Annotated in this window: 15 protein-coding genes; 10 read left to right on the top strand and 5 right to left on the bottom strand. The window is 40.5% G+C overall.

What is annotated here, in order from left to right; all coding sequences use genetic code 11:
* Window positions 1-88: 88 nt before the first annotated feature.
* Window positions 89-1,408, bottom strand: coding sequence for an ABC transporter substrate-binding protein (locus OA91_RS00120; RefSeq protein ID WP_063338559.1), 1,320 nt, complete (start codon window positions 1,406-1,408; stop codon window positions 89-91).
* 472 nt (window positions 1,409-1,880) lie between these two features.
* Here OA91_RS00120 and OA91_RS00115 point away from each other — a divergent pair, with 472 nt between their 5' ends.
* Together OA91_RS00115 and OA91_RS00110 are read left to right on the top strand one after the other, a co-directional pair.
* Window positions 1,881-3,725: a monovalent cation:proton antiporter-2 (CPA2) family protein gene (locus tag OA91_RS00115; protein ID WP_063338560.1), complete on the top strand. Its 1,845-nt coding sequence runs from the start codon at window positions 1,881-1,883 to the stop codon at window positions 3,723-3,725.
* A gap of 93 nt (window positions 3,726-3,818) precedes the next feature.
* Window positions 3,819-4,742, top strand: a complete 924-nt coding sequence (locus tag OA91_RS00110) for a histone deacetylase family protein (protein ID WP_063338561.1) — start codon at window positions 3,819-3,821, stop codon at window positions 4,740-4,742.
* 123 nt (window positions 4,743-4,865) lie between these two features.
* Here OA91_RS00110 and OA91_RS00105 read toward each other — a convergent pair whose 3' ends face one another.
* Window positions 4,866-5,834: a sensor domain-containing diguanylate cyclase gene (locus OA91_RS00105; RefSeq protein WP_063338562.1), complete on the bottom strand. Its 969-nt coding sequence runs from the start codon at window positions 5,832-5,834 to the stop codon at window positions 4,866-4,868.
* Window positions 5,835-6,070: 236 nt separating this feature from the next.
* Here OA91_RS00105 and OA91_RS00100 point away from each other — a divergent pair, with 236 nt between their 5' ends.
* Window positions 6,071-6,334, top strand: coding sequence for a hypothetical protein (locus tag OA91_RS00100; RefSeq protein ID WP_063338563.1), 264 nt, complete (start codon window positions 6,071-6,073; stop codon window positions 6,332-6,334).
* Window positions 6,335-6,552: 218 nt separating this feature from the next.
* The gene (locus tag OA91_RS00095; RefSeq protein WP_063338564.1) at window positions 6,553-6,954 is read left to right on the top strand and encodes a VanZ family protein; all 402 of its coding nucleotides are present in this window, start codon (window positions 6,553-6,555) and stop codon (window positions 6,952-6,954) included.
* Between the two features lie 29 nt (window positions 6,955-6,983).
* On the opposite strand, the gene ubiM is transcribed toward OA91_RS00095, so the two are convergent.
* Window positions 6,984-8,183 carry a 5-demethoxyubiquinol-8 5-hydroxylase UbiM gene (gene ubiM / locus OA91_RS00090; RefSeq protein ID WP_063338565.1) on the bottom strand — a complete coding sequence of 400 codons (1,200 nt, stop codon included), beginning with the start codon at window positions 8,181-8,183 and terminating at the stop codon, window positions 6,984-6,986.
* Window positions 8,184-8,351: 168 nt separating this feature from the next.
* Here ubiM and OA91_RS00085 point away from each other — a divergent pair, with 168 nt between their 5' ends.
* The 4 genes from OA91_RS00085 (at window position 8,352) to OA91_RS00070 (ending at window position 10,575) form a co-directional block, all read left to right on the top strand.
* On the top strand, window positions 8,352-9,083 hold the full coding sequence (locus OA91_RS00085; protein ID WP_063338566.1) for a sulfite exporter TauE/SafE family protein: 732 nt from the start codon (window positions 8,352-8,354) through the stop codon (window positions 9,081-9,083).
* A gap of 16 nt (window positions 9,084-9,099) precedes the next feature.
* Window positions 9,100-9,498, top strand: coding sequence for a DUF4345 domain-containing protein (locus OA91_RS00080; protein WP_063338567.1), 399 nt, complete (start codon window positions 9,100-9,102; stop codon window positions 9,496-9,498).
* Window positions 9,499-9,616: 118 nt separating this feature from the next.
* The gene (locus tag OA91_RS00075; protein ID WP_063338568.1) at window positions 9,617-10,144 is read left to right on the top strand and encodes a 2TM domain-containing protein; all 528 of its coding nucleotides are present in this window, start codon (window positions 9,617-9,619) and stop codon (window positions 10,142-10,144) included.
* A 23-nt stretch (window positions 10,145-10,167) separates the two neighbouring features.
* A complete protein-coding gene (locus OA91_RS00070) occupies window positions 10,168-10,575 on the top strand; it encodes an NUDIX domain-containing protein (RefSeq protein WP_063338569.1) in 408 nt (135 codons plus the stop codon).
* A 129-nt stretch (window positions 10,576-10,704) separates the two neighbouring features.
* Here OA91_RS00070 and OA91_RS00065 read toward each other — a convergent pair whose 3' ends face one another.
* Both OA91_RS00065 and OA91_RS00060 read right to left on the bottom strand, forming a co-directional pair.
* Entirely contained in the window at window positions 10,705-12,147 is a 1,443-nt protein-coding gene (locus OA91_RS00065; RefSeq protein WP_046016278.1) for an NCS2 family permease, read from the bottom strand.
* Between the two features lie 554 nt (window positions 12,148-12,701).
* Window positions 12,702-13,748 (bottom strand): GlxA family transcriptional regulator, encoded by a 1,047-nt coding sequence (locus tag OA91_RS00060; protein WP_063338570.1) that lies wholly within the window; start codon window positions 13,746-13,748, stop codon window positions 12,702-12,704.
* 179 nt (window positions 13,749-13,927) lie between these two features.
* Here OA91_RS00060 and OA91_RS24375 point away from each other — a divergent pair, with 179 nt between their 5' ends.
* Window positions 13,928-14,140, top strand: coding sequence for a hypothetical protein (locus tag OA91_RS24375; protein ID WP_197477681.1), 213 nt, complete (start codon window positions 13,928-13,930; stop codon window positions 14,138-14,140).
* Entirely contained in the window at window positions 14,116-14,748 is a 633-nt protein-coding gene (locus tag OA91_RS00055; protein WP_197477679.1) for an alpha/beta hydrolase family protein, read from the top strand. Before OA91_RS24375 ends, OA91_RS00055 begins: the two co-directional genes overlap by 25 nt.
* Window positions 14,749-15,175 lie beyond the last annotated feature (427 nt).

The following is a 15,175-nucleotide window of genomic DNA, read 5'->3' as shown; positions in this document are numbered from 1 at the left end:
AGTCGTCTTATAACGGGTAATGCCTGACACTCTAGGAAAGAAGGTAAAGGCAGAGACGCTATGGTCCCTGCCTTTCGTTCTCTTTTGGTTAGTAGTAACCAGCTTGACGCATTTGACGATTAGCAGAAGAGTTAGCAGATTTCAGTGCTTGATCAACTGACATGCTGCCAGCCAAAGCCCCTGAAACCATTTGACCTGTGGTCGTTCCTATCGCTTGGAACTCAGGTATAGCAGCAAACTGAACGCCAACATAAGGTGAAGGTTTAAGCGTGCTATCAGCAGGGTTTGCAGAGTTGATTGCTTTTAGCTCTGCTTTCGCAAAGACAGCGGCTTCTTGGAATTTAGGGTTAGCATAAGTACTACTACGTGTGCCTGTCGGTACCGCAGCCCAACCATTGGTTTCACCCACTAGCTGGATATAGTCTTTTGAAGTAGCCCAACGGATAAAGGTTTGTGCCGCATCTGCGTTTTTAGTCCCTGCTGGAATGGCAAGTGACCAAGCCCATAACCAGTTAGCGCCTTTATCTGTTGCTTGAATGGGTGATTGTGCAAAACCAACTTGATCAGCAACTGTACTCTGGCTTGGATCTGTTACAAAAGAAGCTGCAATGGTGGCATCAATCCACATACCGCATTTACCTTGGTTGAAGAGCGCAAGGTTCTCGTTGAAGCTGTTGCTACTTGCTCCTGGTGGGCCGTATTTGGTTAGCAGGTCAACATAAAAGGTAACCGCATTTTTCCATTCTGCCGTTTCAAGTTGAGGCTTCCAATCTTCGTCAAACCAGCGTGCTCCAAAAGAGTTTGCCATAGTAGACAAGAAGGCCATGTTATCGCCCCAGCCCGCTTTGCCACGTAAGCACATGCCATAAACCCCTTCGCCAGGGTTATGAACGGCAGCAGCAACATCACGGATATGTTCCCAACTATCACGGTCGTTAATTTCCATACCAGCTGCTTTAACTAGGTCTTTACGGTACATCACCATAGAGCTCTCGCCATAGAAAGGTGCTGCATACAAGGTGTTGTTATAAGATAGGCCACCACGAATAGAAGGAATGATATCTTCAACATCATAATTGCCACTGGTGTCGATTGGCTCAAGCCAGTTTCTTTCACCCCAGATTGGTGCTTCGTACATGCCGATTGTCATGACATCATAAAGACCACTCTTATTAGCGATATCTTGAGTCACGTTCTGACGCAATACACCTTCTTCCAGAGTAACCCATTTCACTTTGATATCAGGGTGAGCTTGTTCGAAAATCGGAGTGAGTTTTTGCATTTCGATCATATGGCCATTGTTAACGGTAGCCACGGTGATTTCTGTTTGTGCGTATAGGTTTGCTGTGCTCATAGCTGCTGCCAAACTAACGGCGCATGTGAGCGACTTTTTAGCTAGGGTATTCATAGGTTGTTCCCCGGTTGGAGTATATTGTTTTTATAGTCTTACCTAACCTTGGTGCCTAATGACCAAGTGCCGTTAACTATAGATGAGCGAAAATTGACTCTCTAATACATAAATACTCAATATAGATACTTTTTTGCTTATGTTTGATTGATAGGCTAAAAAAATAGTCATAATCGTATTACTTTAAATTAACTTAATATCTCTATCGTCTTGTTTTATATTGAGTTTTACAGGCGCCTTGGCTGAAAAATGCACAAAGTAAAATTATCAAAAAGATATTAGTCAGGATGAGTTTTGTTCTACTCTGATTGAAAAATGACTAATAGCATGGATAAAACTGGTACGAATTTGCGTTGGTGAAGGTCGTACTAAGCTTTCCATGTTTGGACGTTAGGGTTAACATTCGTTATAAATTTTTCTTATCAACTTTTATTAAATTATTCACAATCAATATTAGATTAAGGCGGTCCTCATGGCGGGTGGATTAATGGAACAGGCATTTGTTTTCTTGGGGGCAGCGGTTGTGACTGTACCTATTGCGAAGCGCTTGGGGCTTGGTTCAGTTTTAGGTTATTTAATTGCCGGTGCCATTATTGGGCCTTATGCCTTGGGAATCGTCGCGGATGATGTGAATGATGTCATGCACTTCGCTGAATTCGGTGTGGTGATGATGCTCTTTCTAGTGGGGCTTGAGCTACAGCCCTCAGTACTCTGGAAATTGAGAGTGCCTATAGTGGGCCTAGGTGGTGCGCAGGTTCTCCTAAGCACAGGCTTAATGACACTCGTTGCTGTGGCATTTGGCTTACCTTGGCAGACGGCGCTTGTGGTTGGCATGATACTGTCATTATCTTCCACCGCGATTGTATTACAGCTGTTAAATGAAAACGGCTTGATGAAGTCTCAATTAGGTCAATCTTCGTTTGCAGTACTTCTTTTTCAAGATATTGCCGTGATACCTATGTTGGCACTTATGCCCTTATTAGCGTTGACCAGTCCTAGCGTGGTTGATGAGGCTAATCAGTTAAGTGGTTGGCAACATGCTGCCCAGCTTTTCGCTGTGATCGGGGCTATTATTCTGGCGGGTAAATATCTATTACGACCTTTGTTTCGCATTATTGCTGAAACTAAGATGCGTGAAATTTTCACCGCAACGGCTTTGTTCTTGGTAATAGGCATCGCATTATTAATGAATGCCATTGGTGTGTCCGCCGCTCTTGGTACCTTTATCGCTGGTGTGGTTTTAGCTGAAAGTGAATATAGACATGAACTAGAGGCAGAAATTGCACCTTTTAAAGGCTTGTTATTAGGGCTCTTCTTTATTTCCGTTGGCGCTAGTATTAACTTTTCTATCCTGATGGCTGAGCCTTTGCAAATCGGGGCTTTAGTGGTCTTACTTATGCTTTGTAAGATGCTGGTACTCTTCAGCTTGTCTCGAATTTTCAAGCTTAAAGGCGGAAATGGCTGGTACTTTACCTTCGCTTTATCTCAGGCGGGTGAGTTCTGCTTTGTGCTTTTCTCCTTTGCGGGCCAACACCATATCTTAGGCAGCGACATAATAGACCCATTAGTTGTGGTGGTCGCACTCTCTATGGCAGCAACACCTATCTTGATGATACTGCAGGATAAAGTGATTGAACCCTTGTTTGTGAGAAAGGGCTGCAAACAGCAAGAAGCCGATGAAATTGACGATGGTGATACACCTGTTATTTTGGCTGGCATGGGGCGTTTTGGTCAGATAGTTGCGCGTCTTTTAACTATGAAAGGCTATCAGGTCACAGTCTTAGAGCATGATGCAGGTCAAATAGAACTGTTGAGGTCTTTTGGTACCAAGGTCTTTTATGGCGATGCTTCTCGAGGGGATCTTTTGCATGCTGCTGGTGCTGATCATGCCAAGTTACTTGTGGTCGCTGTGGATGAACATGAGAAAGCCATGGAGATAGTGACTCATGCTAGAAAGCACTATCCGCATTTAAAAATTCTAGTTAGAGCAATCGGACGTTTGGAAGTGCATGACCTTAACGTTGCTGGAGCTAATATTATTGTTAGGGAGACCTTCCATTCGGCACTCAACCTTGGTGAACAAGCGCTCGAAGAGTTAGGTCTGTCTAAGCAAGAAGCTCAGAATAGTGCAGAGATATTTAAACAGCATGATGAGCATAATGTGTTGGCGATGGGAAGTTTCCATGAAGACGAGAAGAAGTATCGCTCTCAAGCTCAAGAAAATTACGATGCATTGGCTGCTGTTTTACAGGCTGATGTAAACGATGAGGAGTTAGAGCAAGCTCCCATAGATACGAAAAAAACTGTTACTGACTAATTGCCTAATGTTAATAGGGCCTTTTTAGAAGGTTCTATTAATACAAAAAGATCAATAAAAAACTGAATTGAAAGATAGAACTTAAGACCATCTATGTCCTTTTTACCTATGGTTTATCACGCCCATTACTCGATTCCTTTTCCTGCGGGGCATCGATTTCCCATGCAAAAGTTTGCTTTGTTAGAAGAGGAGTTAAGGCGAGTTGGTGTTTTAACGGATAAAAACCTGTTTAGCCCATCACCTTTGTCACTCAATACATTAATGCGGGCCCATGATCCTGAATATGTACAGAATTTTGTGCGTGGTAATTTGTCTGATAAAGCCATGCGAGAAATTGGGCTACCTTGGTCTGACTGGCTGGTGGAGCGGACACTAAGGGCTGTATCTGGCACCTTGTTGACGGCCGATTTAGCGCTTGAATATGGTATTGCGGCACATCTTGCTGGTGGTACTCACCATGCTCATAAGGACTATGGCACAGGCTTTTGTATTTTTAATGATCAAGCTGTGGCTGCGATTCATTTGGTTGAGTCAGGAAAAGCGAAGAAAGTATTAGTACTAGATTGTGATGTTCACCAAGGTGATGGCACTGCTGCTATGTGTGCTTCATATGACGCAATTGAAACCATTTCTTGGCATTGTGAAGAAAATTACCCAGCAATTAAGCAAGAAGCAGGGATTAATATTCAAATACCAAAGGGCGCTGATGATGCTGAGTATCTGGCTATTTTAAAAGCCGATATTCCTAGGTTGTTAGATGAAATTAGCCCAGATTTTGTCTTTTATGATGCCGGTGTTGATGTCCATAAAGACGATAGGTTAGGTTTTTTAAATTTAACCGATGAAGGTATTTGGCAAAGAGATCAATATGTTATTGATGAATGCCAAAAACGAAATATTGCAATAGCTTGTGTGATTGGTGGTGGCTACGATAAAGATCAAACTAAAGTGGCTTGGCGTCACAGTATCTTGCATAAAGCCGCTAACGCCTTTATCAAAGAAAATGACATGCTTTAATTGAAGGCTTATCTGACTTTTTTCTTATTCTTTAGGTGGTACTTTAGCTGATAAGTTCGAGATTATGAGCTTAATTCAGGCTGTATCCTTGTTCATTATTTGACTTGTTATTCAGCTATTCAGTTACTCGTGGTTCTTTTGTTCATGTTTACACTCATACATCTTGTTATCGGCCTGCTGGATATAGCTTTCAATCGAGCTAGGTAAGAGGCTATTACATTCAATTAAGCCGTAAGAGAAACCCACTTCGTATTCAAGCTCTTGAGATGAAACAACACTTTTAAGGTTGTTTGAAAGCTTTTCAATCATTTCATCTGCCGCATTAAGGTCTGAGTTAAATAAGAGGGCAATAAACTCATCTCCGCCGATTCGAGCCAATAGATCAAAATTTCTAAAGCTCGATTTCATCACACTGGCAAACAACTGTAGTGCATTATCTCCTTCACTATGGCCGTGTACATCATTGATCTGTTTGAAATCATTTAAATCAAAATAGACTAAAGTTGCAGGCATGTTTTGCTTTTTATTGAAGTTTAAATAATGGTTGGCAACAAGCGTAAAGCCACGACGATTCGATAGGTTAGTGAGTTCATCCATGGTTGAAAGTTGAATTGCACAGAGTTCTTGCTCAACCGTATAGGCAAGGTCCGATAGGGCCGTTAAGTCTTCTTCGGTAAGCTTTTTAGGTTTTTTATCTATTATGCAAAGTGTGCCGATTTTTTCGCCGTTAGCAGCGGTTAATGGGTGCCCCGCATAGAAGCGAATATTTGGGTCACCTGTGACTAATGGGTTATCGTTAAATCGTGTGTCTTCAAGGGCATCTTTTATATAAAAAGTACTGTTTCCCAAAATGGCATGGCCACAAAATGAGATATCTCTAGGGGTTTCTGAGGCAGATAAACCATCGCTTGATTTGAACCATTGTCGGTTTTCATCAACCAAACTCACCAAGGCAATAGGGACATTAAACAACCTTTTTGCCATTCTGGTGACTCTATCAAAGCGTTCCTCTGGTAAGGTATCTAGAATATTCAGTGCTTTGAGAGTTTCCAGCCGTTTTTCTTCAGTATTTGGTAATTCAGGTTTTTTCATAAATTAGTCCATTATGAATTTATTGGTGTTTAGCTTGTTACTGTCTTTTAGTTAGCTGCTTTTTTCTGTGCCTATTTTTGAACCTTCTTTAATTATTAGACTAAGATTTAAGTGTAGTTACTTATTTAGGACTGGCTAATTTTCACAAATAAAATTTAGTAATAGGACAAACTTGCTAGATAGATATCTATCTGTTCAAATATGAAACAGGTTCAGTGATTTTTAGGGGAGGGGTTATGCAGGTCGATAAACCCATGGGTGCTTATCAAACAAGTTTGGCTGGTATACAGAAAGCCGAACAACAAATGTCGAATGCGGCAAGGGATGTGGCTGCCTCTAGCGCGACTAGTCCTGATACTGAACGCCCGATCCAAGCATCTCAAGACCTAAACCAATCTCTGATTAAACAACAGGAAGCTAAGCTGCAATTTGAAGCGTCTGCTAAAGCCCTAGAAGCCAGTAGTGGAACCCTAGGTAGTTTGATAGATATTAAAGTTTAATAAAGCCACACTTCACAGTACGACTTTTTGATCATCCTATAGTACGTCTCCTCTATTGCTAGGCTAGTTTTTGCCCTTCATTTTATTGCTGCCATTTTTATGCGTTTTGATACATTGGCATTTATTTTGATTTTCGCATTTTGTGTCACAAAATAGACGAACCATGAAACTCGGTATACTCTTAAACTCCGGCAAATAAAAATCTATTTAGTGCTCCCATGCAAAAACTCTTCTTAAGTATCACCTTCTTATTCATTGCTTTCGTTCTTTGGGTCATCTTTATGGCGAATACAGGGCAAGATATTTGGCTTTTTGAACTGACTCGTAAAGTTCCCTTTGGTGACAAGCTAGGGCACTTTTTAGTTTTTGGTAGCTTAACTCTAATGGCTAACCTTGCAACACGTGGCAAGCTGATGCGTTTTAAGCTTGGTTCAATTTATTGGGAGAGTCTTTCGGTATTAATCTTTGTGACACTCGAAGAGTTAAGCCAATACTTTGTTGCGACCCGTACCTTGGACTTATTGGACTACCTTGCGAACTTGTTAGGTATTTTATGCTTTACTGGCTTGAGTCGAGAGCTTATGCGTAAAACCCTATTTCGCAATAGGGTCATCAATTAGGACAAGGTTTCTTACTACTAAGCTACTATTTAACGGATTTGCGTTAATCTGTGGGTGACAAGCTTTTTAAAGGGTAATGCTTTATTACCCAGTCTGATACCAACTTTCCTCACTACTTTTGCCCAAGGTTTTTTGTTGGTATAGAGGGCAACTATGGCATTGGTTGCATCGTAAAGCGGCTTGCTTAACAGCTTATGACGGGCTTCATATTCATGTAATAGTCGCTTAGAGGCTATGTTTCTGCCTTTCTTGTGCGCCTTGATAATGAGCTGGGCGAGAGTGTCTGCTGAACGTAAACCTAAATTGAAACCATGGGCTGTCACTGGGTGCATGCCAACAGCTGCATCGCCAATGAGAGCAAAGTTTTGGCCGATAAAGCGGTCAGACATCACTCCAACCAGAGGGTAAGCAATTGGCTGGCTGATAAGTGTCATCTTGCCTAACCTGTGATTCAGCATGGATTCAGCCTCAGCACAAAAGGCCATATCATCTAAGGCGAGTAAGCGTTCTGATTCGCTGGCGTTAACGGTAATCACAATGGAAGAGGTATTTTCTGCAAGGGGTAAAATGGCACAGGTTTTATCATACTGAAAGCATTCTTGGGCGGTGTTATTGTGGCTGCTTTCGTGTTTCATATTACACACTAACATAACCTTTCCATAATCTTTCATTTTAGCGCTTAAACCCATCATGCGGCGTGTTTCAGAAAAGCGACTGTCAGAAGATACTAAGAGTTTACATTCGATCAGAACATCGTCAGATTCAATTAAACAAGTATCTTGATTAGTATGGAGTTTTTTTACCTTTTGTTCACAGATTAAGCTGATATTGGGTTGTGCTTTAACTTGGTTATATAGCGCTTGTCGGATTTGATAATTAGCGATTAAGTAACCAAGGGGGGCGTTTGGATCATCCGATCGATCAAACTCTAATCTAGATGCAGATTCATTTTCTAAGGAGTTCAAATCGCCATTGATAACCTTAGCCTCTTTAATTTGGTGTATGGCATCAGTCGGAAATGTTTGCCAAACACCTAATTCAGACAAGATGGTTTTAGATAAATGTGTCAGGGCAATATCTCGACCATCGAATTGAGGCTGGGCAATACTCTCTATTGATTGCTTGTCTATTAAGGCAATTTCTAGGCCTGATTGGGCAAGACTTAGCGCAAAACTTAATCCGGTTGGCCCTGCACCGATTATGGCAATATCTAGCTTTTTCTTGTCCATTACTTACCTCAATATCAATAAAACGTTTTAGAGGCAGGCTATCAGTTTGTACCCTTTTAAGGCTGATATAAGTCATGTGGTGAGTTTAAAAATGAGAATCTAGCTTAGATTTAAAGGGGCTTGGCCCTATGTTAAGCTTTCTCAAATTAATCAATAAAAAGAGTACGTATGGATTGGATGCTAGGGGCTTTTTTTGTGATGGCCTTGTTTGCCGCCATACTATCCACATTAGCTGGTTTTGGTTCAGCCTTGATCTTGATTAGCGCGACCTCTCTTATGTTCGATATAAAATGGAGCATAGCGTTAACTAGCTTCTTTTATTTTTATAACACCTCCTTAAAAACCTACTATTTAAAGTCCTATATCAACTGGCCACTGGTATTTAAGCTAAGTCTCCTTTCTGTTCCAGGTGTGTTTATTGGCGCCTATACTTTGTTATTTTTAGATGCGAATTGGCTTGTATTTATACTTGCAGCTATGTCTTTGCTTTACTTAGTGATTGATCTATTTCGTTTTATGCCAAATTACAATGTGAGTGATAATGTCTTAATTCTTACGGGTTTTATCTATGGTCTTGTTTCGGGAACTGTGGGTTCTGGTAGCCTCATAAAAGCCTTGGTTTTTAAACAGCTAGCATTGAAAAAAGAAACTTTTGTTGCCTCTATGGCCGCCAGTGCCTTGCCATTAAATCTTATTAAGATAAGCATTTTTACTTGGGCATCTTTAGTTGCATTTGAGGATATGTCCTATCTTATTGTCCTTTTGTTAGCCAGTTACCTAGGGACACATATTGGCAAATATTATTTATCAAAATTGAAACAGAAATGGTTTGATCATCTTGTTAGACTTATCTTACTGATGTTATCTGTCAGCTTAATTTTTAAAGCAATATCAAATTAACTAAAAGGGATTAGTAATGACACTAGCGCAATGGATTATTCGTTTAAATGCTTTATTTTTTAGTCTTTACGGTTTGTTGTTTTTCTTTGTACCAGAAACACTTTTATTTTGGGTAACAGGCTCAGCTGCGAATACCACTTCTGCCATGATTGATACTCGGGCAACTTATGGTGGTATGAGTTTGGCGATTGGGTTATTACTTTTCTATTTCTCAATGAAATTGGTTTATGAGAAATTAGGCTTAGTATTCGTCATCTTAATTATGGGGAATATGGCTTTTGGTCGTAGTTTAGGTATTTTACTTGATGGTAACCCGAACCCAGTTATGTGGCTGTTTTTAGTTGGAGAGTTAGTTACCTTAATTATTAGTGCTGTCTTACTCACTAGAGGGCAGGTTAAGTTCCAATTAACTTAACGAAAATTTTATGTAAGTGATTGAAATATATAGAGTGTCACCTTGGTGTCATGCTGGTGTCGTTCTGAATCTTTGGGTCTGTTGTTAAAATTTATTCTTATTATTTTAAGGGATGGCTATGGGTGTTAAACAGTTAAGGTTGGATAAAGGCTGGTCTCAAGAAGAGCTGTCACAACTGTCTGGTTTAAGTGTGCGTACTATTCAGCGTATTGAACAAGGCAATAAGGCAGGGTTGGAAAGTCTGAAATCCCTTGCTGCAGTCTTTGAGTTACAGGTATCTGACCTACATAAGATTGAACCTAATCTAATAGCTAGTTCCAAAACCGAAAAACAGGAGACGGATAATATGAGTGAAAAAAGCAGCAAAAATGGAAAGGAGTCAGCTGAAAAAGCCGCTGTCATTGCTCAGGTGAAGCGTATTAAAGCCTTTAATAAAAACTTACTTAGCTATGCAGGTGTCATCTTACTTTTATTGGTGATTAACCTGCTGACAAGTCCAGACTATTTTTGGGTAGTTTGGCCTGCGCTAGGTTGGGGAATCGCTTTATTGATTCAGGGGTTAAGTGCGCACGAAGTTGTGAATGTATTTGGCTCTGACTGGGAAAAGAAACAAATTGAAAAGCGTTTAGGTAAAAATCAGGACTAACTGGATTAGAAGAGGTTTTATTCATGGATCAGCATCCTTGTGTGTCTTTTTTAGTGATTCGTGATAACAAGATATTGTTAGAGCAAAGGTCTTTGTTAAAAGAGTCAGATCCGGGTTTGATTGCTATCCCAGGTGGACATATGGAAGAGGGGGAAACACAAGCGCAAACCCTACACCGTGAAATGGATGAAGAGTTAGCGATAAAGGCGTTGTCGAGCTACTACCTCTGCTCCTTGTATCATAAGGCAACCGCTGAATTGCAGTTAATTCATTATTATGTGGTTAATGACTGGCAAGGTGAGATAAAAGCACTAGAAGCCGATGAGGTGTTTTGGTCAGAGATTAATACTGCCGATATAGGGCTAGCATCAGATCGAATTGCTTTAAATGAATACTTACGTTTACAGTCATTCTTGGAGCAAAGCGAATAAGCTAGGGTAAAAGTAAGAAGCTGGAGCTGCTTACAGATTCGGTTTCAGGTAAAAAGTTAAGCATTAAAAAAGGGCCTTCAATGAAGGCCCTTTTTCGTTTCTTAGGTAATAAGGTTTGTTACAACAAACTTAGTGACCTAGGAAGATGAACTTCAGGATGAATAGCACAGTTAATGCCCATACACCTGCAGATACTTCATTCGCTTTACCACCACCCACTTTTAGGATGGTGTAAGTTAGGAAGCCAAGCGCAATACCGTTTGCAATAGAGAAGGTGAAAGCCATCATCACAGTGGTAACAACTGCTGGTGCGAATTCAGTTAGATCGTTCCAGTCGATTTTCTTCAAAGAGCTCATCATCAACATAGCAACGTAGATAAGAGCACCATCTACTGCGAAGGCTGGTAGCATTTTCGCTAGAGGCAAGAAGAACATACCTAGTAGGAAAAGCACACCGATAGTTACCGCAGTAAGACCAGTACGACCACCAACAGATACACCCGCTGCAGACTCAGCGTAAGAAGTTACTGGTGGACAACCAAATGCTGTACCAATTACAGATGAGATAGAGTCAGCTTTAAGAGATTTGCTTAGACCTTCGATGTTGCCATCTTTGTCTTGTAGGTTAGCACGCTCAGCAACACCCATAAGTGTACCGGCAGTATCAAAGATGTTAACGAATAAGAAGGTAACAATGACCGGAATCATAGCAACTTCAAGCGCACCCATTACATCGGCTTTCCAAAGAATAGGTTCAATTGCTGCGAAATCTGGAACAGCTAGCATTCCGCCATAGGCGACGAAACCGGAGGCAGGCGCCCAAGACTTAGCTTCTTCAGCCACAACGAAGAAGTCAGTTGGCAGGATCCAAGTCATGATGAAAGCGACTAATGTTGTGATACCAATACCTAGTACAACCGCACCGAATACTTTTCGGTAGCTAAGAACAGCGATCAGGAAGAAACTTAAAAGACCAAGTGCTGGCGCTTCTGGACCAAATTTACCAAAACCAAAGTGTGTTAGGTCAGCAAGTGCTAAAGCGTTATTTGGATCTGGTACTATCACCCCAGTAAAACGTAGACCGATAAAACCAAGGAACAAACCAACACCTGCTGTCATAGCAAGACGTAAGCTCATTGGAATACTATCTAACATCCACTCACGCAGTCGCGTCACACTCATTAACACAAAGAGCATGCCTGATATAAAGACAGAACCTAGTGCAATTTCCCAGCTATAGCCCATAGAGCCAACAACAGAGAAGGTGAAGAAAGCGTTAAGGCCCATGCCTGGCGCAAGGCCAACAGGCCAGTTTGCATACAAGCCCATTAGGATGGTGGCAATAGCAGCACCAAGGCAAGTAGCTAGGAATAAGCCGTCAAATGGCATGCCTGTTTTTGACATGATGATAGGGTTTAGAACGATGATATAAGACATGGTAACGAAGGTTGTTAAACCTGCCATCATCTCAATTTTTGGAGTGGTCTTGTGAGCAGCAAGTTTAAAGAGGCGTTCTAGAAAGCCACCTTTACTGCCCTGATTATTATCATAAGCTTGGTTAACCTGATTCATAACTACAGTACTCTAATTATTTTAATCGTTTATGCCGCTTCTTTTTATTATAACGGCGCGATTGTTAAGTGATTTTTAAGTAAAAAGCCTCTTAACTGATTCGAGAAAAGAAAGCTGTGTTGGACCTTTCTTTCTCAATACTTGAACGATTGTACAGGTTTTGAACTGGGAATAAAGACTAGTAATTTCACATAGTGGTGGGTTTTACAAAAAGTTTGCACTTTTTATTTTGCGCCACACTTGCCTTTTTTCTTTAATTAAAAAATTGTACAAAAAACAGTATATGAAAGAATAATTTATCTCACGCGAGTGAAATAAAAAGTAGGTTATGAATAAAGTCAAAAAACATGGTTTTCTCACATTATAAAAACTTATTATGATGTGAAATAATATTTTGTTGATTGAATCAGTCTTGTAAGCCCAACGGGGAGATTATAATACAATTAAATAGTTGTTATAAAACAATGATATAGCTTTTTTAGCCTCATTCTCATAAATAGTGTTTATTTTCACTATTGTAAATAAGTCATAAGTTATTAAGTTGTGCTTACGACTTAATATTGAATCGAACTTGTTAACTTCCCCGCAAAACGTTTTCTATAAGCGCCTGGTGTCACGCCAACTCTTTGTTTAAAGAGTTTTCGAAATGAATTCGCATCCTGTAAACCCACTCGATAGGTAATTTGTTCGAACGCTTCTTGGCTCGATTCGAGTAAATGCTTGGCTCTTTCTAAGCGTAAATTTTGTAAGTATTGAATTGGTGTTTGCTGAGTCGCTTCCTTAAATCTTCGAATAAAATTACGCGTACTCAAACCAAACTCTTGTACCAAGTTTTCCATACTAACTGGCTGATGTAATTGCTTCTCTAGCCAAATCTGTATTTTCAAAATCTCACTATCATGATGGTTCTTTTTAAATGTTGTACTGGCATAAGGGGTTTGGCTGCGGTCGCCAGTATCTACCAATAGTTTTTTTGCGCACTCAGCACCAAGCTGAGGAGAGCCAAACTTGCGAATAATATAAAGTAAAAGGTCTGCACTGCTGGTTGAACCGCCTGAGCACATAATCAGGCCGTCATCCGTTACTGTTCTTTCCGTATATACTTTTACTTTGGGGAAGTGAGTTTGTAATTGTTCGCAAAACAACCAATGGGTTGTTGCTCTTTTGTTGTCTAATAAGCCTGCCTGTGCGCTAACAAAGGCTCCTGTACAGATATTAGCAATATAGGCACCTTGCTCATGCTGTTCTTTCAGCCACTGGCTTATGGGGGCTAACTGAGGTAATTCAGCCAAAATATTAAACATGAAACCTGGCACTATGATGAGCCTTGGTCTGTTTGGGTCTTTGGGAGCGGCTTGGAGAATCGACTTTTCCGGTGTCAGGATTAATCCCCCCGTACTTTGAATACTCTTTCCTGTAAGCGATGCTGTTTCGAATTCAAATGGTTTTTCCTGTGCTTGATGCCTTTCTTCTTTTGATGAGCTCGATTTTTGAGATCTAAGTAAATATTGATGGATAACATTTGCTGTTTCTAAAAACTCCATACTGGCTGCCACACTGGTAGAGGAGCAGCGGTCAGCCATTAATATTGTCACCTTCATTCCTATTCCCCGTTAATGCTATCAAGTAAGGCATAAATGACCCTAAACAAGTCATTTATGCCTATGGTTGAGTTTAAAAGCAAGCCATAAACTGATTTAGGTTGGTATCACAAGGTTGGCTTAGTTGCTTTGGGGTGGTGCTTTATTTGTATAAGAAAGGGAATATGGAGAGGGTAAGAATGAAGAAATTATTATATAGCCTATTAAAAAAGCCTTTTTTTGGTCGTTTCAATAAACCATGGCGCTGGCCAGATGATATTAATCAGACTGATTGGAAAAGGCTTTCTTTTAAGAGTGAGTCAGGGGCAAAGATCTCTGCGTTAGTGGCTGAATCGCTTACAGAAGACGTAAAAGGGGCCGTTTTATTGTGTCACCCTATGGCCATACCTTAGCCAAAGGTTTTTGGCTAAGGTATGGCCATGCTCAACTATTGCGTCAGTCTGGCTATCATGTGATGGTTTTTGATTTTAATGGTTTTGGTGAGTCTGGCTCAACGAATATGGACTTCCCGTTAGATGTGTTAGCGGCAGGGAATGCTTTGCAAAATCAGTATCCAAACCTTGCTTTAGGCTTAATAGGGGCATCCTTAGGCGGTGCTATGTCTGTCTGCGCTATGACAAGTCCAACGCACCCTTTTAAAGCTGCTGTGATTGAATCTGCGTTTCCGACACTTATGCACTTTTGGCGACCTTACCCCTTGCCTAAACTAGCGCTGCAATTTGTGCAGTTGATTTACCCTTCAGGGGAGAAGCGAGTTCGTCCAGTGCACGCTGCTAACATCTTAGCGGGTAGACCTGACATGCTCTTAATTTATGGGGAGGCGGATAAATTTACAACCGTTGCTCATGGAAAGCTTTTATTTGATGCTTTAAAGCGAAATACCGAAGCAGAGTTTTGGCAAGTTGAGGGAGCAACTCATACCCATGCTTATGCCGCTCAGCCAAAAGAGTATGAAAGCCGTGTTGTGAAGTTTTTAGACAGAAGTTTAACTTTTGACTAATACGTTAAAAGCTTCAAATAAATGCTTCATTCCTAGCTTTACCTAGAATGAATCATGATGGGTAGCTTCTTCATGATAGGTTTTCGTTTTTGAATAAAGTCTAAGAGGTCATGATAAAGTTATTTTTACATCTGTTTTTAATTTAAGTCTGTATGGTTTTGGAATAGAAGTCGCGTTCATCGCTATCTTCAACTAGCTTGAAAGATGTCTAAGATAAAAACTAGAGATTCTAGATAAACAAGACTTGCTTTGCTTAAGCAAATAGAAATGCGACAGGGCGTATGCCTAATCATCCTAATTAACGAATCACGAATTAACCTTGGAAAATGTGGAGAAAGTGCTAAGTTAAATAAGCAGTAGGAATAACTTTTTTTAAAAAGATTTACCTTTGGTTATAAGTGGTAGAACCTTTGTTTGAAATTTACTT

Origin of the sequence: Marinomonas sp. SBI8L (assembly GCF_001624705.1) — a bacterium.
Taxonomy (GTDB): Bacteria; Pseudomonadota; Gammaproteobacteria; order Pseudomonadales; family Marinomonadaceae; genus Marinomonas.
Note: the sequence above shows the minus strand (reverse complement) of the source record. Positions and strands in the feature narration are given on the sequence as shown.

Coding starts and splice junctions, on each gene's coding strand:
- OA91_RS00120 (WP_063338559.1), bottom strand. CDS start 1,408: ATGAATACCCTAGCTAAAAAGTCGCTCACATGCGCCGTTAGTTTGGCA.
- OA91_RS00115 (WP_063338560.1), top strand. CDS start 1,881: ATGGCGGGTGGATTAATGGAACAGGCATTTGTTTTCTTGGGGGCAGCG.
- OA91_RS00110 (WP_063338561.1), top strand. CDS start 3,819: ATGTCCTTTTTACCTATGGTTTATCACGCCCATTACTCGATTCCTTTT.
- OA91_RS00105 (WP_063338562.1), bottom strand. CDS start 5,834: ATGAAAAAACCTGAATTACCAAATACTGAAGAAAAACGGCTGGAAACT.
- OA91_RS00100 (WP_063338563.1), top strand. CDS start 6,071: ATGCAGGTCGATAAACCCATGGGTGCTTATCAAACAAGTTTGGCTGGT.
- OA91_RS00095 (WP_063338564.1), top strand. CDS start 6,553: ATGCAAAAACTCTTCTTAAGTATCACCTTCTTATTCATTGCTTTCGTT.
- ubiM (WP_063338565.1), bottom strand. CDS start 8,183: ATGGACAAGAAAAAGCTAGATATTGCCATAATCGGTGCAGGGCCAACC.
- OA91_RS00085 (WP_063338566.1), top strand. CDS start 8,352: ATGGATTGGATGCTAGGGGCTTTTTTTGTGATGGCCTTGTTTGCCGCC.
- OA91_RS00080 (WP_063338567.1), top strand. CDS start 9,100: ATGACACTAGCGCAATGGATTATTCGTTTAAATGCTTTATTTTTTAGT.
- OA91_RS00075 (WP_063338568.1), top strand. CDS start 9,617: ATGGGTGTTAAACAGTTAAGGTTGGATAAAGGCTGGTCTCAAGAAGAG.
- OA91_RS00070 (WP_063338569.1), top strand. CDS start 10,168: ATGGATCAGCATCCTTGTGTGTCTTTTTTAGTGATTCGTGATAACAAG.
- OA91_RS00065 (WP_046016278.1), bottom strand. CDS start 12,147: ATGAATCAGGTTAACCAAGCTTATGATAATAATCAGGGCAGTAAAGGT.
- OA91_RS00060 (WP_063338570.1), bottom strand. CDS start 13,748: ATGAAGGTGACAATATTAATGGCTGACCGCTGCTCCTCTACCAGTGTG.
- OA91_RS24375 (WP_197477681.1), top strand. CDS start 13,928: ATGAAGAAATTATTATATAGCCTATTAAAAAAGCCTTTTTTTGGTCGT.